Below are 19,384 nucleotides of genomic sequence, written 5' to 3' on the forward strand. Positions count from 1 at the left end.
GCTACTCCTGCGGGACCGGGAGACGGGTGCGGGCGCGGCGGTGGGCGGCCATGCGCACCGGGGCGTCGGCCGTCCCGTAGCCGTCGTAACCGTCGAGCCGCTGCACGAACTCGACGAACAGCCGGTCGCCGAGCACCTCGGTCGCCAGGTGCAGGTAGCCGCCGCGCTCGTCCTCCTCGTACATCAGCCCGTGCTCGCGGACCGCGGCCAGCAGGGTCTCGTCGAGGTCGAAGCGGGCGTCGAGGTCGTCGGCGTAGTTGGCCGGCAGCGGCAGCAGCGGGGCGCCGGCCGCGCGCAGCGCCGTCGCCGTCCCCACGAGGTCGTCGGTCGCGAACGCGACGTACTGCGGCTCCGGGACGCCGGGCGCCCACCCGCCGCGGCGCAGCGCGGCCGCCGACAGCGCCAGGCGCACCGCACGCCCCGGGTCGGTGACGGCACGGATGCGGACCAACCCGAACGGCGCGGCCACCTCGGTCAGCGCCTGCGGCTCCAGCCCCAGCACCGCCCGGTAGAACAGCCCCGCCTCGTCGAAGGAGTCGAACGGCTGCGTCAGGCCGATGTGGTCGACCCCGGTGACGCCCACGCCCGGGCCGGCCTCCTCGCCGGTGTCGAGGAAGTCGTGCGGCCAGCCGTCGGGGACGGTGCGCGTGAAGAACAGTTGCGTGCCGTCGGGCGCGGCGACCGCCGACAGCTCGGCCTCGGCGCGGCCGCGGCTGCGGGGGAGCACCGGCGCCTTGACGAACTCGGCGCGGGCCGCCGAGCGGCCCGGGTCCGCGCTCTCCAGCCCGAGCGCGGTCACCGCCGCCTCGCCCGCGGCCCCGGGACGGACGACGGCGCCGTTGAGCAGCACCCGCGCGCCGCCCTGCTCCCACAGCTGCACCGGCTTGGAGCGGTGCTGGCCGGTGTGGGTGAAGCCCAGCCGGCCGAGGACGTCGGCCAGCCGCGGGCCGGAGATCCCGTCGACGCCGACCTCGACGAACGACCAGCCGGACAGCGCCGGCGCGGCCGGGGGAGCGGTGCGCCCGAGCGACTCCTCCAGCCAGACCAGCGAGCGCATCGCGTCCACCGCCGTCCGCGCCGGGTCGGACTGCCGGAAGACGTCGTTGAACACCTCGAGCGAGAGCGGGCCGGTGTACCCGGCCGCGAGGACGGCGTCGACGAACCCCGCGAGGTCGAACGCGCCCTGCCCGGGGAAGAGCCGGTGGTGCCGGCTCCACGAGAGCACGTCCATCGACAGCTGCGGCGCGTCGGCCAGCTGCAGGAAGAACAGCTTCTCCCCGGGGACGGCGGCGAACCCGGCCGGGTCACCGCCGCGGGAGAGGACGTGGAAGCTGTCCAGGCACAGCCCGAGGGCGGAGTGGTCGGCGCGGCGGACGGCGTCCCACGAGGCGTCCCAGGTGGAGACGTGCCGGCCCCAAGCGAGCGCCTCGTAGGCGATCCGCAGGCCGCGCTCGCCGGCGCGGGCGGCGGCGGTGGCCAACTGCTCGGCGAGCCGGTCGGGGTCGGCCACCGCGTCCGGCGCCACCGACGAGCAGACCAGCACGGTGTCCACGCCGAGCTGCTCCATGACGTCGAACTTGCGCGCGAGCCGGCGCAGGTTGCGGGCGAACCGCGCGTCGTCGGTGGAGTCCAGGTCGCGGAACGGCTGGTACAGGTCGATGGACAGGCCGAGGTCGGCGCAGCGGCCGGCGAGCTCCTTCGGCGTCCACGGCGAGGAGATCAGGTCGGGCTCGAAGACCTCGATGCCGCCGAAGCCGGCGCCCGCGGCCGCGGTCAGCTTGTCCTCGAGCGTGCCGGACAGGCAGACGGTCGCGATCGACCGGTGCGGCTCAGCCGACACGGGCGCCGTCCCCGACGAGCTCGGTGAAGTGCCGGAGCATCCGCTCCGCGTCGGGCTCCACGCCGGTGAACAGGCGGAAGGCGTCGACCGCCTGGAAGACCGCCATGCCGCCGCCGTCGAGGACCCGGCAGCCGCGGGCGCGGGCGGTGCGCACGAGTTCGGTCTCCAGCGGCCGGTAGACGATGTCGGCCACCCACAGCGCGGGCCGCAACAGCTCCGCGGGGAGCGGCAGGCCGGGGTGCGCGGCCATCCCGGTGGGCGTCGCGTGCACCAGGCCGTCGGCCGCCCGCACCACGCCGGCGAGGGCGGCGAGGTCGTCGCCGTCCACCCGGGCCGCGCCGAAGCGCTGCCGCAGCGCCGCGGCCAGGCCGCGCGCCCGCTTCGCGTCGACGTCGAGCACGGTCAGCCGGCGGACGCCGAGGGTCAGCAGCGCGTGCGCCACGGCCGCGCCGGCGCCCCCGGCGCCGAGGAGGACGACGCGGTCGAGCGCGGCGTCGGGCAGGCCGCGGTCGAAGGAGCGGGCGAAGCCGGACCAGTCGGTGTTGTGCCCGACCGCCCGGCCGTCGCTGAACACCACGGTGTTCACCGCGCCCAGCGCCGCGGCGTCGGGGGAGAGCTCGTCGAGGTGGGGGAGGACCAGCTGCTTGCACGGGTGCGTGACGTTGAGGCCGTCGAAGCCGGCCAGCCGGGCCGCGGCCAGCAGGTCGCCGATCGCCTCGGCCGGGAGCCGCAGCCGGTCGAGGTCGAAGCGCCGGTAGAGGTACCGGATGCCGAGCTCGTCGGCCTCGCGCTCGTGCAGGGGCGGGGTCAGCGACGGCCCGATACCGGTGCCGACGAGGCCGACCAGGAAACCGCGGGAGCTGGGGGTCACGAGCGCCTCCGGCGTTGTGTACCAACTGGTGAGTTAGTAGAGAGGGGACCACATCCGAGCGCCGACCGCCAGCCCCTGGTGTGATTCGGATCGCCGTCGGCCCGCCGTAGGCTCCGATCCGGGACCGTCGATCCGTGGAGGAACCGTGAGCGCACTGCCGTCCGGCGCCGACGCCGCCGAGCTCGGCGTCCCCCCGGAGCGGATCCGCGACGCGGAGCGGACCCGGGCCGACATCCTGGCCGTGGCGACGGCGGAGTTCGCCGACCGCGGCTACGCCGGGGCCCGCATCAACGAGATCGCCGCCAAGACGAGCACCACCAAGCGGATGATCTACTACTACTTCGGCGGCAAGGAGCAGCTCTACATCGCCGTCCTGGAGCAGGCGTACAGCCGCATCCGCGGGCTCGAGCAGCAGCTCGACGTCGAGCACCTCGACCCGGTCGACGCCGTCCGCGAGCTGTGCGGGCTGACCTTCGACCACCACGAGGCGCACCCGGAGTTCATCCGGCTGGTCAGCATCGAGAACATCCACCACGCCGAGCACCTCGCGCACTCGGCGGTGCTCTCCGGGCTGGCCAATCCCGCCCTCGACGTCCTCCGCGCGATCCTCGAGCGGGGCTGGGCCGCGGGCCTGTTCCGCGAGGACGTCGACGCGCTCGACGTGCACCAGGTGATCAGCGCGTACTGCGTCTTCCGGACGGCGAACCGGCACACCTTCGGCGCGATCTTCGGCCGCGACATGCTCGACCCGGCGCGGCGGGAGCACTCGCGGCGACTGCTCGGCGACCTCGTCGTCGACTACCTGACCGCCCGGTAGTCAGCCGGTCAGCTCCGCGGTGTAGACCGGCCACTCGTCCGGGACGCCCTTGAGCCGGTGCGTGCCGCGGTCGGCGAACGCGAAGCCCGCGCCGGACACCAGGTCCTTGACCGTGCGCGTGCAGAGCACGTCGTCCGGACCGGCGAGGGCCATCACCCGGGCGGCGATGTGGACCGCGATGCCACGGACATGCCCGTCGACCAGTTCGCACTCGCCGGTGTGCAGCCCGACCCGGTACCGGACCCCCAGCTCGGCGAGCTGGCGGCGGGCGGCGACCGCGGCGCGGATCGCCCGCGCGGGGCCGTCGAACGTGGCCAGGAAGCCGTCGCCGGTCGTCTCGACCTCGCGCCCCCGGAACCGGACGAGGTTCGTGCGGACCACCTCGTCGTGCTGCTCGAGCAGGCGGCGCCACCGCCGGTCGCCCAGTTCGGCGGCCCGCGCGGTCGAGTCGACGATGTCGGTGAACATGACCGTCAGCACCACCCGGTCGGCATCCGTGGCGGGCAGCCGGCCGGTGAGGAACTCCTCGGTGAGGGCCAGGACGGTGTCCTGGTCGCCGAGGAAGGGCAGATGCTCGGCGCCGGGGAGTTCGCGGAACGTCGCCCGGGGCAGGTGCTCGGCCAGATGCCGGCTCGCCCCGATGTCGGCCATCCGGTCACCGGTCCGGTGCAGCACGAGCGTCGGGGTGTGGACGGCGCCCAGCAGGCCGCGGATGTCCACCGGCCCCAGGGCGGTGATCTCGTCCACCGCCTCCACCGGGCTCGTCGCCGAGGCCAGGAACGTGGCGAACCAGCGGCGCGCCGCCGGGTCGGCCGCGTCCTCCGGCGCGATCTCCCGGAAGAGGGCGTCCGGGTCCAGGGCGGCCTCCCGGAATCGCCGGAGGACGTCCGCGCGCTGCGCCGGGGTGCTGCCCCACGGGTAGTCGTCGGCGTGCAGCGTCGCGGGGGACGCGGCGAAGGTCACGACCGCGGCCGTCTGCTCGGGGTGTGCGGCGGCGAACAGCAGCGCCAGCCGGCCGCCGAGATGGCAGCCGAACAAGGCGGTCCGCCGGGAGTCCACCGCGGCGAGGACGGTCGAGATGTCGTCCTGCCAGTCCTCGAAGGCGTATCCCGTCGGCCCGCGGTCCGACATCCCGGTCCCGACCCGGTCGAACAGGATCAGCCGGGAGAACGACGCCAGGCGCTCCAGGAACTCGGCGACGGGCGGGTACTCCCACTGGAGCGCGAGGTGACTCGGCCACCCGAGGAGGAAGACCAGGTCCAGGTCGCCGTCGCCGAGCACCTGGTAGGCCAGCGCAGCGCCCCTCGAGGTGTGGACGAAGGAGACCGGCGGGCCGAACCGCATGGCGCACCGTAGCCCCGGTTCCGCCCGCCCGGGGTTGTCCGCCGGGCTGACCTGGCCTTCTGCGTCGGGCTTGACAAGGTGACCGCGGTCACCTCACCATCTGGTACGTAACCAGTTGGTACATAAGCCGCTGGGGACGCACGGGGCCGGGGATCCCGGCCGCTTTCCGCAGGACTGCATCGACGCACCGCTGACCGCACCCGGGTCCGTCCCGGACCGCCCTCCGGCAGGACGAGATCGCTGCCGCCGCGCCTCCCAGGAGACCGACATGAGCACGACCACCACCCCCGGTGGGCCCGCCGTCGAGCGAGTGCCGCGCAAGGCCGCGCTGGCCAGCTTCGTCGGCAGCGCCCTCGAGTACTACGACTTCTTCATCTACGGGGCCGCCGCCGGGCTGGTGTTCCCCGACGTGTTCTTCCCCGAGTCCGACCCCAGCACGGCCACCCTGCTGTCGCTGGCCACGTTCGGGGTCGCCTACGTGGCCCGCCCGGTCGGCGCGGTCATCATCGGCCACTTCGGCGACAAGGTCGGCCGCAAGAAGATGCTGGTGCTGACCCTGCTGATGATGGGCGTCTCGACGTTCCTCATCGGCGCGCTGCCCTCGTACGCCGCCGTCGGCGTGCTCGCCCCGGTGCTGCTCGTGACCCTGCGCATCCTGCAGGGGCTCTCGGCCGCCGGTGAGCAGAGCGGCGCCAACTCGATGACGCTGGAACACGCCCCGGAGGGCCGGCGCGGCTTCTTCACCAGCTTCACCCTCGAGGGCACGCAGGCCGGCCTGATCCTGGCCAACGTGGTCTTCCTCCTCGTCGCGCTGCTGCCGGAGGACCAGCTGCTCAGCTGGGGCTGGCGGATCCCGTTCTTCCTCTCCGCCCTCGTCGTCGCCGTCGGGTACTGGGTGCGGCGGTCGCTGCCCGAGACGCCGGAGTTCGAGCGGGAGCAGCAGGAGCACAAGGTCGCGAAGCTGCCGGTCGCCGTCCTGTTCCGCGACCACTGGGCCTCGGTCGTGCGGGTCGTCCTGTGCGCCCTGGTCTCGGTGGTCAGCACGATCGTCGGCACCTGGTCGCTGGCGCAGGGCACGAGCGACGCGATCGGCATGGAGCGGACGACGCTGCTGTGGATGGTCATCGCCTCCAACGCCGTCGCGCTGGTCGCCCTCCCGCTGTGGGCGAAGCTCTCGGACAAGATCGGCCGCCGTCCGGTTTTCGCCTTCGGCGCCCTCGGCTCGGCCGCGCTGGCCTTCCCGTTCCTGTGGGCGCTGCAGCAGGGCGACGTCGCGCTGGTCTTCCTGTTCGGCATCCTGCTCTCCGGCGTCGTCTACTCGGCGGCCAACGGCATCTGGCCCTCGCTGTACGGCGAGATGTTCGACACCCGCGTCCGCTACTCGGGCATGGCGATCGGCACGCAGGTCGGCTTCGCCCTCGGCGGCTTCTCCCCGGCGATCGCCACGGCCATCGTCGGCGAGGGCTCGGGTGGCTGGGTGCCGGTCGCGCTGCTCACCGGCGGAGCCGCCGCGATCGCCGGGCTGTGCGCCCTGACGGCGCGGGAGACCGCGCACGTGCCGCTGGAGCAGCTGGGCCGCAAGGACCTCGGGGTCCGGAGCGACAGCCAGCTCGCCACCGCCTGATCCGTCCCGTCGCGGGCCCCGGCCGTCCGGCCGGGGCCCGTGCCTGTTCCCGAGGAGGTCGCGTGTCCCGGGTCCTCACGTCCGCGGGTCCCGTCGCCGGCCGGGTCGCGGACGGCGTCCGCAGCTGGCAGGGCATCCCGTACGCCACGGCCGAGCGGTTCGGCCCCGCCCGCCCCGTCACCCCGTGGACGGCGGACCTCGACGCCACGCGGCCCGGGCCGGTCGGCGTCCAGGACCTGCCCGACGGCACCCTCACCGGGACCGAGCGCTGCCTGACCCTGGACGTGTACGCCCCGGCCGACGCCGACGGCCCGCTGCCGGTGCTGTTCTGGGTGCACGGCGGGGCCTTCCTCACCGGCGCCGCAGCTGACTACGACGGCTCGCACCTTGCCGCCCGCGGTCCGGCGGTCGTCGTCGCCGTCTCCTACCGGCTGGGCCCGTTCGGCTTCCTGCAGCTGGGCACGGCCGACCCGGAGCCGTCGCCGGCGATGACCGACCTGGTGGCCGCGCTGGGCTGGGTGGCCCGCGAGATCGGCGCGTTCGGCGGGGATCCCGGCCGGCTGACGCTGGCCGGGCAGTCGGCCGGCGCGAGCCTGGTGTGCGCCCTGCTGGCCACGTCCCCCGGCCGCCGGGCGCGTGCGGCGATCGCGCTGTCGGTCGGCGGCGCACCGCTGGAGCCGGCGGAGGCGGCCGACGTCGCCGGCCGCGTGCTCGCCGAGCTGGGCGTTCCCCGCACGGCGCTGCGCGACGTCCCGGCGTCCGCGGTGGTGGACGCCGCCCGGCGCGTCTCCCGCGCCTCAGGCAAGGTCGGCGGCGCGATCTTCGCCCCGGTGCGCGATGGTGCGGTGATCCCGGCGCAGCCGGCCGACGTCGTCGCCTCCGGCGAGCTGCGCGACACCGCGCTGTGGTTCGGCTCGTGCCGCGACGAGATGGCCGGGTTCGTGCGCGGCGGCGCGGCGGCGGCCACGGCCGTGGCCCGGGGCAGGGTCGGGGACGACCGGTTCGACCGGCTGCTCGAGGCCTACACAGCGTCCGCCCGACCGGGGGAGGACCCGCTGCAGGCGCTGCTCACCGACGAGATGTGGGTGCGGCCGGTCGTGGATCTGGCCGAGGCGCAGGCCGGCGTGGGTGGCCGGGCGTGGCTCAGCCGCTTCGATCACACGCCGTCGCTGGCGCCGTTCGACGTCCTCGGCCCGTCGCACGGCGCGGACAACGCCTGCCTGTGGGCGCACCCGCCGCGGTTCGTCGAGCGGCCGCTGCTGCTGCGGCCCGGCGGCCCGATGACCGCGGCCGATCTCGCGGTGACCGAGGCGCTGCAGGCGTCGGTGCTCGCGATGGTCACCGGCGGCAGCCCGGCGACCGGGGTGCTGGCCGACTGGCGCCCCTACGACGCCGACGAGCGGGCGACCGCCCTGTTCGACGCGGTGACCCGGGTGCAGTTCGACCCCGCCGCCGCGCGCCGGCGCGCTTGGGAGGACGTCGCCGCCCCGGCCTGACCGCTATCGGCCTGTGTCCGGTCGGTCAGGGCCGCCGTCGTCGCCGTGAACGAGCCGGCCGGTGCACACGCAACTGCCGGCACCTGTCTCAAGAGCCGTCCTATGGTCGGCACGTCGGGCTCGCTCATCCAGCAGGGGATGATCTTGATGGCCGCGGATATGACAACCTTCGTCGACATCGACGCGACGCCCGAGCGGGTATGGCAGGTGCTGACCGATCTGCCCGCCTATCCGGAATGGATGCCGTTCGTCGCCGCCGCGCAGGGAACGGTGGCCGTCGGCGGTCGGCTGTCGGTCACCGTCAGGTTGGGGAACGGCCTGATGCGCCGAACGCTGCAGGTCACGGTCCTGGAGGTGGTCCCCCCTCGGCGCCTGCGGTTCCGGGGCAAGGCCGCCAGGTGGGCGCTGCCGGGCCTCCTCGACATCGAGCGCACCTTCACGATCACGCCCCGCGACGGCGGCGTGCGGCTCTGGCAGCAATCGTTCTTCCGGGGAGTGTTCGTCCCCGTCATCACTCCCTGGATGAACCGCCAGGCTCGTCAGGATCGTGGAGCCATGGAGGCAGCTCTCAAGGAGCACGCTGAGCGCACGGACGACGTGCGCGAGGTCTGACTCGTACCGACCCATCCGCGCATCCGGCGGGGCGGTCTCAGTGACGCGCGGCTGCGTCCAGCTTCTCCTTCAGCAGCTCCGCGGTGACCTGGTGTGCGGGACCCGGGAAGTCCGAACCCGGAGCGACGTAGGGCTGGCCGTAGGCCGGGGTGTCGGGCTGGTAGCGCCAGCTCTCCGAGAGCGGGCCGACGTCGTAGGCGTCGTACCCGATCGAGTCGAGGAACTGCGCCACTGTCTGCTTGGCCGCCTCGTCGTCGCCGGCGATGGCGAGCACCGACCGTTCGGGGGAACCCGCCGGACGCTGCAGGCTGCCGAGGTGGCCGAAGTAGATGTTGTTGAACGCCTTCACCACGCGGGAGTCCGGCAGGTGCGCCTGGAGGAGCTCGCTGCTCGTCGCCGACTCGTCGTCCAGCTCGGCGATGTGCCCGTCGCGCTGCGGGTAGTAGTTGTTGGTGTCGATGACCACCTTGCCGCGCAGCGGCTCGACCGGCACCTGGCGGTAGGCCTTCAGCGGGATGGTCACCACGACGATGTCGCCGGCCGCGCCGGCCTCGGGCGCGGTGGCCGCCCGGGCGCGCGGGCCGAGCTGATCCACCAGTTCGGTGAGGGTTTCGGGTCCACGACTGTTGCTCAGCACGACGTCGTGTCCGGCGTCGACCGCCAGCCGGGCCACCGTGCTGCCGATGTGTCCACTGCCGATGAGTCCGATGGTCGCCATGTACGCCGCCAACACGGCCGCGGTGGCATCATTCCCGCCGCTGTCGCCGGCTCGAGAGGCCGATCCGCCGGCTACTGGACCTCGAAGAAGTCGAAGGTCACCGAGCGCGGCTGCCGGGTGCCGGTGCCGACGAACACGTGCGTGGTGAGGCGGGCCAGCCGCGGGGACGCCGTCTCGAACCGGGGCGTGCTGCGGAAGTAGATCCGCGCCGGGGCGACCGGCTCGTCGCGGCGCAGCCGGGCGATGTCCTCGGCCGACCCGGTCCGCAGGCCGCTGTTGTGCACGGTGACCAGCTCGCCGTCGTCGCTCTCGAGCAGGTAGCGCGCCTCCACCTCGGTCTCCGTCTCGGTGCGGATCAGCTGGAAGTCCGCGCCGCCGGGCAGCACCCGGCCCGTGAACAGGCCCGAGACGGTGCCGCCGGTGATCGGCACGACCCGGCGCAGCCCGGCGGGCGTCGTCCCCACCTCGAGCGGCGCACCCACCTCGACCTCGAGGTGGAGCACGTGCACCAGCCCGGGCGCCTCAGGCACTCCGGCCCGCCACCGCGTAGCGCTCCCGCAGGCTGGGCTTGCGGATCTTGCCGGTGGCGGTCTTGGGCAGCTCGTCGGCGAACTCGACCAGCCGGGGCACCTTGAAGCCGGCGAGCCGCTCGCGCAGCGCGGTGCGGATCGCCTCGGCGTCGCGCTCGGTCCCCGGAGTCACGACGACGACGGCCAGCCCGACCTCACCCCACTTCTCGTCGGGGACGCCGATGACCGCGGCCTCGACGACGCCGGGCACCTCCAGCAGCGCGGACTCGATCTCGGCCGGGTAGATGTTCTCCCCGCCGGAGATGATCATGTCCTTGTACCGGTCGCGGATGTAGAGGAAGCCCTCGTCGTCGAAGGAGCCCGCGTCCCCGGTGTGGTACCAGCCGTCGACGAGCACCTCGGCGGTCTTCTCGGGCTCCTGCCAGTAGCCGGCCATGATGTTCGGGCCGGAGACGATCACCTCGCCGACCTCGTCGACGTCGACGTCCGTGCCGTCCGGGCGCACCACGCGCAGGTCGGTGAAGAACACCGGCTTGCCGGCCGAGCCCACCTTGCGCTCGGCGTCGGCGGAGTCGAGGACGGTGCAGCCCGGCGCGGCCTCGGTCATGCCGTAGCACTGCTGCATGGTCACGCCGCGGTCCAGCCAGGTGCGCAGCGTCGGCAGGGGGAGCGGGGCGCCGGCGGCGCCGATCGTGCGCAGCTGGGAGAGGTCGCGGGTGCGGAACTCCGGCAGCCGGGACATCGCGTCGAGCATCGTCGGGACGGCGAAGAACGAGTTGACCCGCTGCTCCTCGATGACGGCGAGCGTCTCGGCCGGGTCGAACCGGCGGACGAGCACCGCGCAGCCGCCGCGCAGCAGCGCCGGGTTGACCGTGCCGTTGAGCCCGCCGATGTGGAACAGCGGCGCCAGGGCGAGGGTGCGCTCGTCCTGGCTGAAGTCCATGCCCATGAACTGGTTGACCGCGTTCCACGTCATGTTGCCGTGGGTGAGCACCGCACCCTTGGGCTTCCCGGTGGTGCCGGAGGTGTACATGACCAGGCACGGGTCGTCGAGCGCGACCGGCTCGTCGCGGAGTTCGTGGGCGGCCGCGGCCAGCAGGTCCTCATAGGGCAGGGACGCCGTCCCGCCCTCGACCGGCGGTTCCGCGGCGATCCACGTGGGGACGACGTCGCGCAGCCCGCCGGCCAGCCCGCCGTGCTCGCGGCCGTGCACGACCACCGAGGCGCCCGAGTGCTCGAGCACGAAGCGGGCCTCGGGCGCGGTCAGCCGGGCGTTGACCGGCACCCAGATCGCGCCGAGCTGCCCGCAGGCGTAGAGGGTCTCCAGCCCCGAGGGGTGGTTGCCGCTGACCCAGGCCACGCGGTCACCCCGGCCGACGCCCAGGCCGGCCAGGGCGCCGGCGGTGCGGCGCACCCGCTCGGCGAACTGCGCGTGCGACGTCGTCCGCCCCTCGAACCAGATCGCGTCCCGCTCGGGCGAGATGCGCAGCCGGCGCTCCGGCCAGGAACCCAGTCCGGCGTTCCTCATCGGAGCCCCAGGGCGCGGATCGCGTTCTCCTTCATGATCAGCGGCTTGACCTCGTCGCGGATCTCGAGCGCCTCGAAGTCCCTGATCCACCGCTCGGGGCGCAGCAACGGGTAGTCCGAGCCGAACAGCACCTTGTTCTTGAGCAGCGTGTTCGCGGCACGGACCAGCTGCGGCGGGAAGTACTTCGGCGACCAGCCGGAGAGGTCGATGTAGACGTTCGCCTTGTGCTGGGCGACCGCGATCGCCGCGTCCTGCCAGGGCACCGAGGGGTGGGCCATGATGATCGTCAGGCCGGGGAAGTCGGCGGCGACGTCGTCGAGCAGCATCGGGTCGGAGTAGCGCAGCTTGATCCCGCGCCCGCCCGGCAGGCCGGAGCCGATGCCGGTCTGCCCGGTGTGGAACAGCGCCGGGACCCCCAGCGACTGCAGCTCCTCGTAGAGCGGGTAGACGCGGCGGTCGTTGGGCTCGAAGGCCTGGATCGACGGGTGGAACTTGAACCCGCGGACGCCGTGCTCGGTGACCAGCCGGCGGGCCGCGCGGATCCCGGAGGCCCCGCGGGCGGGGTCGATCGAGCCGAACGGGATGAGCACGTCGGGGTGCTCGGCGGCGGCCTGCGCGATCTCCTCGTTGGACAGCGTGGGGTGGCCGGTGGCCAGCTCGCTGTCGACGGTGAAGATCACCGCGGCCATGTTCTTCTCGCGGTAGTCGGCGGCGATCTGCGGCACCGTGGGGTGGTACGGGTCGCCCTTGAAGTACTTCGACGCCGCGTCGAGCAGCTCGTCGTCCATCGACAGGTGCCCGTGCAGGTCCTGCTCGACGTGCACGTGCACGTCGATCGCGACGACCGCGTCCAGGTCGATGCTCACTTGGGGGGCTCCGGCAGCTGCTGGCCGACGGTCTGCTGGGAGCCGGCGAACGTGTCGGCCCAGACGCCGGCGATGGCGTCGGCCGACCAGCCGGTGCCGTCGGCGAACTCGACGACGACCTCGCTGGGGTGGCTCCACAGCGCCAGCCGGTCGCCGCCGATGCCGACCGCCTGGCCGGTGATCTCCGCGGCGGCGTCCGAGGCGAGGAAGGCGACCAGGCCGGCGGCGTCCTCGGGGGAGCCGAAGCCGAGCTGCTGGCGGGCGAAGGCGGGGAGCGGCTCGCCGGCCTTGAGCGCGTCGATGTAGGGCTTGAGGAAGGGCACCGTCTCGGTCATCGCGGTGGCCGCGACCGGCACGATCGCGTTGACCGTGATGCCGGCGCGGGCCAGCTCCATCGCCCAGGTGCGGACCATGCCGACGATGCCGGCCTTGGCCGCGGCGTAGTTGGTCTGGCCGAAGTTGCCGACCTGGCCGGTGGGGGAGCCGACGCAGATGATCCGGCCGCCCTCGCCCTGCTCGCGCATGCGGATCGCGGCGGCGCGGGTGCAGGTGAACGTGCCGCGCAGGTGGGTGGTGAGGACGGCGTCGAACTGCTCGTCGGTCATCTTCCACAGCGTCGTGTCGCGCAGGATGCCGGCGTTGTTGACCAGGATGTCGAGCCGGCCGAACTCGGTCACGGCGCGGTCGACGAGCGCCTGCGCGGCCTCGCTGGTGCCGACGGCCACCACCTCGGCGACCGCGGTGCCGCCCGCGTCGGTGATCGTCTTGACGGCGGACTCGGCGACCTGCGGGTCGACGTCGTTGAGGACGACGGCGGCGCCCGCGCGGGCGAGCTCGGCGGCGTAGGCGAGGCCGAGGCCCCGCCCGCTGCCGGTGACGATGGCGACCTTCCCGGTCAGATCCATGGGCACTCCTCGGGGAACACAGGGGGATGCCCGCTCCGGGCATCGTTGCCAACCGGGACGCTAGGCCGATATCGTGGACATTGTCAACGATTGAGGAGTTCACCTATATGACGGCGCTGAGCGACGACGTCGGCTTCCTGCTGACGCGGGCGAGCGGGCTCGTCGTCCGTGCCACCAACGCCGCCCTGGCCGATCTCGGCCTGCGGGTCCGGCAGTACTCGGTGCTGGTGCTGGCCGACGACACCGTCGAGGGGATCTCCCAGCGCGACCTCGCGGAGGTGCTCGGCCTCGACCCCAGCCAGGTCGTCGCGCTGGTCGACGAACTGGCCGCGGCGGGGCTCGTGGAGCGGCACCCGTCGCCCACCGACCGCCGGGCGAAGCTGGTCGCGGCCACGGCACGGGGCGTCCGGCTGCGGCGGCGGGCGGACGAGCGCGCCGCGGCCGGCGTGCAGCGCCAGCTGCGCGGGCTCGCCGTCGGCGAGCAGGAGACGCTGCGCGATCTGCTCGCGCGGGTGCTGTCCACGACCGAGGAGAGCGCCGCGAGCTAGCCCTGCGGCACGACCCGGTCGAGCCAGCGCAGCAGGTCGGCGACGACCTCGTCCCGGTTGGTCTCGTTGAACACCTCGTGCCGGGCGCCGGGGTAGACGACGAGCGACACGTCGGTGAGGCCGGCCTCCTGCAGCCGCTGCACCAGCGGGTGGACCAGGGCCAGCTGGCCGTTGACCGGGTCCTGGTCGCCCACCGCGATGCAGACCGGCAGGTCCGCGCGCACCCCGGCCAGCCGCGCGGGGTCGGCCAGTTGCCGGGCGGAGGCGAACATCTGCTTGCCGTCGACGTCCGCGAGGCCGAAGCCGCACCGCGGGTCGGCGACGTACGCGTCGACCTGCGCCTCGTCGCGGGAGAGCCATTCGTAGCCCGTGCGGTGCTCGAACGGCGCGTTGAACGCGGACAGGTCCAGCGGCTGGTCGAGGTCGAGCGCGGGCTCGAGCAGGTCGAGCAGCGCCGTCCCGGTGAGCACCAGGCCGGCGTACTCGTCGCTGTGGTCGAGGACGTGCTGCTGAGCGGCGAAGGACCCCATGCTGTGGCCCAGCAGGACCACCGGCAGCTCACCGCGCACCTGGTCGCTGACCCGGCCGATGTCGCGCACCAGCTCGTCCCAGCCGCCGGCGCCCAGCACGCCCCACGCGCCGTCCCGGGCGGTGGCGCCGTGGCCGCGGTGGTCCTGGCCGACGACCACGAACCCGGCTCCGGTCAGCGCCTCGGCGAGCGGCTCGTACCGCAGCAGGTGCTCGCCCATGCCGTGGGTGAGCTGCACGATCCCGCGCGGCGCCCCGGGCGGATCCCACCGGTAGGCCGTGATCGAGATCCCGTCGGTGGAGGGCACGCTGAGTTCGGTGGGCGGCATCGCGCCACCGTAGCGGCGTGCGAACGGTTGCGGACCCGGGTACAGCCGCGGCATGACTCGGGTCGGCCTCGTCCTCGGGGGCGGCGGTGTGGTCGGTCAGGCGTACCACTCGGGGGTCCTGGCGGTCCTGCAGCACGACTTCGGCTTCGACGCCCGCAGCGCCGACCTGATCGTCGGCACCTCGGCCGGCTCGATCACCGGCACCCTGCTGCGGCTCGGCGTCTCACCCGAGGACCTCGCCGCCTGGACGGTGAAGGCGCCGTTGTCCAGCGAGGACGCCGTCCTGTCCCAGGTGGCCGCCGCGGACCTGCCCGAGCTGGCCCCGTTCCGGCCACTGGACCTGCTGCGCCGGCCCGCCCGGCTGCCGGGATGGCACATGATCCACCGCGCGGTGACCCGGCCGTGGCGGTTCCGTCCGCTGGCCGCCGGGCTGGCGCTGCTGGCTCCGGGGCGCCACGACATCGTCGAGCAGCTCGCCGCGCTGCGGGAGCTCGAGGGCGCCACCTGGCCCGAGCACCTGTGGATCACCGCGGTGCGGCGGCGCGACTCCCGCCGGGTCGTCTTCGGCCGCCCGGGCGCGCCGCCGGCGCCGCTGCACCTCGCCGTCGCGGCGTCGTGCGCGGTGCCCGGGTACTTCGCGCCGGTCTCGATCGCCGGGCACAGCTACGTCGACGGCGGGATCCACTCCCCGACGAACGCGGCGGTGCTGCGGGGTTGCGGCCTGGACCTCGCGATCGTCGTCTCGCCGATGAGTGGCCCGGCGGGACTGCGCCCTGACCTGTACGCGGCCACCCGGCGGCACGCCGCGCGGCTGCTCAGGCGGGAGGTGCGCGCCCTCGAGGAGGCGGGGGTGCGGACGCTGGTCTTCACCCCCGGCGCGGCGGAGCAGGAGGTCATCGGCAACGACATGCTGTCGCGGCACCGCCTCGACGAGGTGCTCCAGCAGTCCTTCTTCGCGGCGGGCGCCCGGGCGGCCGCGGCCGACGCCGCCGACCTGCTCCGCCTGGCGACCGACGGCCGCTCCGAGGCGGGCTGATCGCCGCCCCCCGCGCGGTGCCGTCGCCGGCCTCGCGGCACACCCCGCGGGTCGCGGCGATGCGGTGAGGGTGAGCGCCGTCCGCCGTCCTGGCTCACCGCAGCGCGTCCTGGCTCACCTCCCACCGTGAGCCAGGAGCCTCTGGGGATCAGGTCACCTGATCATGGCCGCGCCCTCAGTCAGGACGACGGCGGCCGATCTTGGAGCCCAGCCAGGTCAGCGGGTCGAACTTGCGGTCCACCACGCGCTCCTTGAGCGGGATGATCCCGTTGTCGGTGAGGTGGATGCCCTCGGGGCAGACCTCGCTGCAGCACTTGGTGATGTTGCAGTAGCCGAGGCCGAAGTCCTCCTGCGCGGCCCGCCGCCGGTCGGTCGTGTCCAGCGGGTGCATGTCGAGCTCGGCCAGCCGGATGAGGAACCGCGGCCCGGCGAAGGCCGTCTTGTTGTCCTCGTGGTCGCGGATGACGTGGCAGGTGTCCTGGCAGAGGAAGCACTCGATGCACTTGCGGAACTCCTGCGAGCGCTCGACGTCGACCTGCGCCATCCGGTGGTTACCGTCGGCGTCGCGCGGCTGGGGGCTGAACGCCGGGATCTGCGCGGCCTTGGCGTAGTTGTAGGAGACGTCGGTGACCAGGTCGCGGATGATCGGGAACGTCCGCAGCGGCGTCACCGTCACGACCTCGTCCTCGGCGAAGGTGCTCATCCGGGTCAGGCACATCAGCCGCGGGCGGCCGTTGATCTCGGCGCTGCACGAGCCGCACTTGCCGGCCTTGCAGTTCCAGCGGACGGCGAGGTCGCCGGCCTGGGTGGCCTGCAGCCGGTGGATGATGTCGAGGACCACCTCGCCCTCGTTGACCTGCACGGTGAAGTCCTGCAGGTCGCCGCCGGCGGCGTCCCCCCGCCACACGCGGAACCTCGCGTCGTAGCTCACTTGCCCTCCTCGCTGGCGCTCGTCGGCCGCGTTCGCGAAGCTGCTCTGCTTCTTGGTGAGCTCGCAAGCTCGCTCACGTCTGCTCCTCGAAGATCCCGGCGAGGTCGGGCGGCATCTGCGGCAGCGGTTGTCGCCGCACCTCGACCGCGCCGTGGGGACCGCGGGTGCAGATCAGGTTGGTCCTCGCCCACTCCGCGTCGGCGGCGGGGAAGTCGTCGCGGGTGTGCCCGCCGCGGCTCTCCTGCCGCTCCAGCGCCGCGCGGGCGATGCACTCGCTGACGACGAGCATGTGCGGCAGGTCCAGCGCCAGGTGCCAGCCCGGGTTGTACTGCCGGTGGCCCTCGACGGAGAGGTTGGCCACCCGCTCCTTGAGCTCGGCGATGCGGTCCAGCGCGCTCTTCATCTCCGTCTCGGTGCGGATGATGCCGACCAGGTCGTGCATCGTCTGCTGCAGGTCGTGCTGGACGGCGTAGGGGTTCTCGCCGCCCTCCCGCTCGAACGGCGCCAGCGCGGCGCGGGCGGCGTCGGCCAGCGCCTCGTCGGAGACCGCGGTCCGGCCGGCCCGCGCCCGGGCGTGCCCGGCCGCCGCGACGCCGGCCCGCTTGCCGAACACCAGCAGGTCCGACAGCGAGTTGCCGCCGAGCCGGTTGGAGCCGTGCATGCCGCCGGCCACCTCGCCCGCGGCATAGAGCCCGGGCACCCGCGCCGCCTCGGTGTCGGGGTCCACCTCGACCCCGCCCATCACGTAGTGGCAGGTCGGCCCGACCTCCATCGCCTCGCGGGTGATGTCGACGTCGGCCAGCTCCTTGAACTGGTGGTACATCGACGGCAGCCGCTTGCGGATGTACTCGGCGTCCCGGCGCGAGGCGATGTCCAGGAAGACGCCGCCGTGCGGCGAGCCGCGGCCGGCCTTGACCTCGCTGTTGATCGCCCGGGCGACCTCGTCACGCGGCAGCAGCTCGGGCGGCCGCCGGTTGTTCTTCTTGTCGGTGTACCAGCGGTCGGCCTCCTCCTCGGTCTCCGCGGTCTCCTTGCGGAAGAAGTCGGGGATGTAGTCGAACATGAACCGGTTGCCGGCCGAGTTCTTGAGCACCCCGCCGTCCCCGCGGACGCTCTCGGTCACGAGGATGCCGCGCACCGACGGCGGCCAGACCATGCCGGTCGGGTGGAACTGGACGAACTCCATGTTCACCAGCGACGCGCCGGCCTGCAGGGCGAGGGAGTGCCCGTCGCCGGTGTACTCCCACGAGTTCGAGGTGACCTTGTACGCCTTGCCGATCCCGCCGGTGGCCAGCACGACCGACGGCGCCTGCCAGGAGACGAACCGCCCGGACTCCCGCCAGTAGCCGAACGCCCCGGCGATGCCGTCCCCGTCGGTGAGCAGCCGGGTGACAGTGCACTCCATGAAGACGTCGATGCCGAGGCCGACCGTGCGCTGCTGCAGCGTCCGGATCAGCTCCAGGCCGGTGCGGTCGCCGACGTGCGCGAGGCGGGCGTAGCGGTGCCCGCCGAAGTCGCGCTGGCTGATCAGGCCGTCGCCGGTGCGGTCGAACAGCGCGCCCCAGTCCTCGAGCTCGCGGACCCGGTCGGGCGCCTCCTGCGCGTGCAGTTGCGCCATGCGCCAGTGGTTGAGCATCTTCCCGCCGCGCATGGTGTCGCGGAAATGGACCCGCCAGTTGTCCTCGGGGTAGAGGTTGCCCATCGCCGCGGCGATGCCGCCCTCGGCCATGACCGTGTGCGCCTTGCCGAGCAGGGACTTGCAGACGACGGCGGTGCGGGCGCCGGCCTCGTGCGCGGCGATCGCCGCCCGCAGGCCCGCGCCGCCGGCACCGACGACGACCACGTCGTAGGCGTGCTCCTCGAGCTCCATCAGAAGAACCTCACGTCCGAGATCACGTCAGCGGCCAGCAGGAAGACGTACAGGTCGGTGAGCGCGACACCGAACATCGAGATCCAGGCGTACTGCATGTGCCGGGCGTTGAGCTTCGACACGAACGTCCAGTACCGGTAGCGCAGCGGGTGCTTCGAGAAGGAGTTCAGCCGGCCGCCGACGATGTGCCGGCACGAGTGGCAGGACAGCGAGTAGATGGCCAACAGCACCGCGTTGGCCAGCAGGATCAGCGTGCCCAGACCCATGTGCCCCCACTCGCCGGTCTCGTCGCGGAAGGCGAGGACGGCGTCGTAGAACAGGATCACGTTGATGACCAGCGCCGCGTACAGGAAGTACCGGTGCACGTTCTGGAAGATCAGCGGGAAGCGCGTCTCACCGGAGTACGTCTTGTGCGGCTCGGCCACGGCGCACGCCGGCGGGGAGAGCCAGAACGACCGGTAGTACGCCTTGCGGTAGTAGTAGCAGGTCAGCCGGATGCCCAGCGGGAAGATCAGGATGTAGATCGCCGGCGAGATCCAGCTCGGCCCGGTGAACAGCTCCGGGAAGGTGTCGCCCTCGCACCGGGTGGACAGGCACGGCGAGTAGAACGGCGAGATGTAGGGCTCGGCGAAGTAGTAGGCGTTCTGGAACGCCCGGAACGTCGCGTAGACGACGAAGGCCAGCAGGACGGCGACGGTGATCACCGGCTGCACCCACCAGCGGTCGGTGCGCAGCGTGCGGGCCGCGATGCTCGCCCGGGTGGTGGCGGCCGACCAGATGTGCCGCCGGGTGGTGCCCCGCCGGGGGACGCGCAGCGGCGCCTGCGGCAGGGCTTCGCCGGTGCGCCGACGTCGTCCGAGCAGCCCGACGAAGGCGACGACCGACGCGGCGGCGACGATCGGCCATCTGCGGCTGGGGGAGCGGTCGGGCTTCGTGCCCCGGGGCGCTGTGGTGGTCACGACGGCGTGCGGGTCGTCGCGACCCCGTCGCG

At 73.3% G+C, this 19,384-nt stretch carries 18 protein-coding genes; 6 read left to right on the forward strand and 12 right to left on the reverse strand.

What is annotated here, in order from left to right:
* Position 1 precedes the first annotated feature (1 nt).
* Both AB3388_RS09825 and AB3388_RS09830 read right to left on the reverse strand, forming a co-directional pair.
* Positions 2-1,840 (reverse strand): bifunctional sugar phosphate isomerase/epimerase/4-hydroxyphenylpyruvate dioxygenase family protein, encoded by a 1,839-nt coding sequence (locus AB3388_RS09825; RefSeq protein ID WP_495410582.1) that lies wholly within the window; start codon positions 1,838-1,840, stop codon positions 2-4.
* Complete coding sequence (locus tag AB3388_RS09830; protein WP_495410583.1) at positions 1,830-2,711, reverse strand: shikimate dehydrogenase; 882 nt, start codon at positions 2,709-2,711, stop codon at positions 1,830-1,832. The genes AB3388_RS09825 and AB3388_RS09830 overlap by 11 nt, the downstream gene beginning before the upstream one ends.
* Before the next feature lie 145 nt (positions 2,712-2,856).
* Between AB3388_RS09830 and AB3388_RS09835 the strand changes: the two genes are divergently transcribed.
* On the forward strand, positions 2,857-3,528 hold the full coding sequence (locus AB3388_RS09835) for a TetR/AcrR family transcriptional regulator (protein ID WP_495410584.1): 672 nt from the start codon (positions 2,857-2,859) through the stop codon (positions 3,526-3,528).
* Here AB3388_RS09835 and AB3388_RS09840 read toward each other — a convergent pair whose 3' ends face one another.
* The gene (locus AB3388_RS09840; protein ID WP_495410585.1) at positions 3,529-4,872 is read right to left on the reverse strand and encodes an adenylate/guanylate cyclase domain-containing protein; all 1,344 of its coding nucleotides are present in this window, start codon (positions 4,870-4,872) and stop codon (positions 3,529-3,531) included.
* Between the two features lie 268 nt (positions 4,873-5,140).
* Here AB3388_RS09840 and AB3388_RS09845 point away from each other — a divergent pair, with 268 nt between their 5' ends.
* The 3 genes from AB3388_RS09845 to AB3388_RS09855 all read left to right on the forward strand — a co-directional run bounded on the left by AB3388_RS09845 (position 5,141) and on the right by AB3388_RS09855 (position 8,604).
* Positions 5,141-6,496 carry an MFS transporter gene (locus tag AB3388_RS09845; RefSeq protein ID WP_495410586.1) on the forward strand — a complete coding sequence of 452 codons (1,356 nt, stop codon included), beginning with the start codon at positions 5,141-5,143 and terminating at the stop codon, positions 6,494-6,496.
* A 62-nt stretch (positions 6,497-6,558) separates the two neighbouring features.
* The gene (locus AB3388_RS09850; protein WP_495410587.1) at positions 6,559-7,992 is read left to right on the forward strand and encodes a carboxylesterase family protein; all 1,434 of its coding nucleotides are present in this window, start codon (positions 6,559-6,561) and stop codon (positions 7,990-7,992) included.
* A 45-nt stretch (positions 7,993-8,037) separates the two neighbouring features.
* Positions 8,038-8,604 carry an SRPBCC family protein gene (locus tag AB3388_RS09855; protein WP_495410588.1) on the forward strand — a complete coding sequence of 189 codons (567 nt, stop codon included), beginning with the start codon at positions 8,038-8,040 and terminating at the stop codon, positions 8,602-8,604.
* Positions 8,605-8,641: 37 nt separating this feature from the next.
* Here the strand turns inward: AB3388_RS09855 and AB3388_RS09860 are convergent, their stop codons facing one another.
* The 5 genes from AB3388_RS09860 to AB3388_RS09880 all read right to left on the reverse strand — a co-directional run bounded on the left by AB3388_RS09860 (position 8,642) and on the right by AB3388_RS09880 (position 13,151).
* Complete coding sequence (locus tag AB3388_RS09860; protein WP_495410589.1) at positions 8,642-9,322, reverse strand: NADPH-dependent F420 reductase; 681 nt, start codon at positions 9,320-9,322, stop codon at positions 8,642-8,644.
* Between the two features lie 71 nt (positions 9,323-9,393).
* The gene (locus AB3388_RS09865) at positions 9,394-9,852 is read right to left on the reverse strand and encodes a DUF3237 domain-containing protein (protein ID WP_495410590.1); all 459 of its coding nucleotides are present in this window, start codon (positions 9,850-9,852) and stop codon (positions 9,394-9,396) included.
* The gene (locus AB3388_RS09870; RefSeq protein ID WP_495410591.1) at positions 9,845-11,380 is read right to left on the reverse strand and encodes an acyl-CoA synthetase; all 1,536 of its coding nucleotides are present in this window, start codon (positions 11,378-11,380) and stop codon (positions 9,845-9,847) included. The genes AB3388_RS09865 and AB3388_RS09870 overlap by 8 nt, the downstream gene beginning before the upstream one ends.
* On the reverse strand, positions 11,377-12,240 hold the full coding sequence (locus tag AB3388_RS09875; protein ID WP_495411448.1) for an amidohydrolase family protein: 864 nt from the start codon (positions 12,238-12,240) through the stop codon (positions 11,377-11,379). The genes AB3388_RS09870 and AB3388_RS09875 overlap by 4 nt, the downstream gene beginning before the upstream one ends.
* Positions 12,241-12,242: 2 nt before the next feature.
* Entirely contained in the window at positions 12,243-13,151 is a 909-nt protein-coding gene (locus AB3388_RS09880) for an SDR family NAD(P)-dependent oxidoreductase (protein ID WP_495410592.1), read from the reverse strand.
* A 107-nt stretch (positions 13,152-13,258) separates the two neighbouring features.
* Here AB3388_RS09880 and AB3388_RS09885 point away from each other — a divergent pair, with 107 nt between their 5' ends.
* Positions 13,259-13,699 carry a MarR family winged helix-turn-helix transcriptional regulator gene (locus AB3388_RS09885; protein WP_495410593.1) on the forward strand — a complete coding sequence of 147 codons (441 nt, stop codon included), beginning with the start codon at positions 13,259-13,261 and terminating at the stop codon, positions 13,697-13,699.
* Here the strand turns inward: AB3388_RS09885 and AB3388_RS09890 are convergent.
* Positions 13,696-14,556 (reverse strand): alpha/beta hydrolase, encoded by an 861-nt coding sequence (locus AB3388_RS09890; protein ID WP_495410594.1) that lies wholly within the window; start codon positions 14,554-14,556, stop codon positions 13,696-13,698. The genes AB3388_RS09885 and AB3388_RS09890 overlap by 4 nt on opposite strands.
* 52 nt (positions 14,557-14,608) lie before the next feature.
* Here AB3388_RS09890 and AB3388_RS09895 point away from each other — a divergent pair, with 52 nt between their 5' ends.
* A complete protein-coding gene (locus tag AB3388_RS09895) occupies positions 14,609-15,592 on the forward strand; it encodes a patatin-like phospholipase family protein (protein ID WP_495410595.1) in 984 nt (327 codons plus the stop codon).
* Between the two features lie 175 nt (positions 15,593-15,767).
* Here the strand turns inward: AB3388_RS09895 and AB3388_RS09900 are convergent, their stop codons facing one another.
* From AB3388_RS09900 to sdhC, 3 genes are all read right to left on the reverse strand, one after another.
* Positions 15,768-16,523: a succinate dehydrogenase/fumarate reductase iron-sulfur subunit gene (locus AB3388_RS09900; RefSeq protein WP_495410596.1), complete on the reverse strand. Its 756-nt coding sequence runs from the start codon at positions 16,521-16,523 to the stop codon at positions 15,768-15,770.
* Between the two features lie 73 nt (positions 16,524-16,596).
* The gene (locus AB3388_RS09905; RefSeq protein ID WP_495410597.1) at positions 16,597-18,393 is read right to left on the reverse strand and encodes a fumarate reductase/succinate dehydrogenase flavoprotein subunit; all 1,797 of its coding nucleotides are present in this window, start codon (positions 18,391-18,393) and stop codon (positions 16,597-16,599) included.
* On the reverse strand, positions 18,393-19,352 hold the full coding sequence (gene sdhC / locus AB3388_RS09910; RefSeq protein WP_495410598.1) for a succinate dehydrogenase subunit SdhC: 960 nt from the start codon (positions 19,350-19,352) through the stop codon (positions 18,393-18,395). Before sdhC ends, AB3388_RS09905 begins: the two co-directional genes overlap by 1 nt.
* Between the last annotated feature and the right edge of the window lie 32 nt (positions 19,353-19,384).

It is taken from the genome of Geodermatophilus sp. SMS 5-13 (assembly GCF_059428245.1).

Excerpts from the sequence above, each read along its gene's own strand:
- AB3388_RS09840 (WP_495410585.1), bottom strand. The coding sequence starts at position 4,872 with ATGCGGTTCGGCCCGCCGGTCTCCTTCGTCCACACCTCGAGGGGCGCT.
- AB3388_RS09845 (WP_495410586.1), top strand. The coding sequence starts at position 5,141 with ATGAGCACGACCACCACCCCCGGTGGGCCCGCCGTCGAGCGAGTGCCG.
- AB3388_RS09860 (WP_495410589.1), bottom strand. The coding sequence starts at position 9,322 with ATGGCGACCATCGGACTCATCGGCAGTGGACACATCGGCAGCACGGTG.
- AB3388_RS09870 (WP_495410591.1), bottom strand. The coding sequence starts at position 11,380 with ATGAGGAACGCCGGACTGGGTTCCTGGCCGGAGCGCCGGCTGCGCATC.
- AB3388_RS09880 (WP_495410592.1), bottom strand. The coding sequence starts at position 13,151 with ATGGATCTGACCGGGAAGGTCGCCATCGTCACCGGCAGCGGGCGGGGC.
- AB3388_RS09885 (WP_495410593.1), top strand. The coding sequence starts at position 13,259 with ATGACGGCGCTGAGCGACGACGTCGGCTTCCTGCTGACGCGGGCGAGC.
- AB3388_RS09890 (WP_495410594.1), bottom strand. The coding sequence starts at position 14,556 with ATGCCGCCCACCGAACTCAGCGTGCCCTCCACCGACGGGATCTCGATC.
- AB3388_RS09895 (WP_495410595.1), top strand. The coding sequence starts at position 14,609 with ATGACTCGGGTCGGCCTCGTCCTCGGGGGCGGCGGTGTGGTCGGTCAG.
- AB3388_RS09905 (WP_495410597.1), bottom strand. The coding sequence starts at position 18,393 with ATGGAGCTCGAGGAGCACGCCTACGACGTGGTCGTCGTCGGTGCCGGC.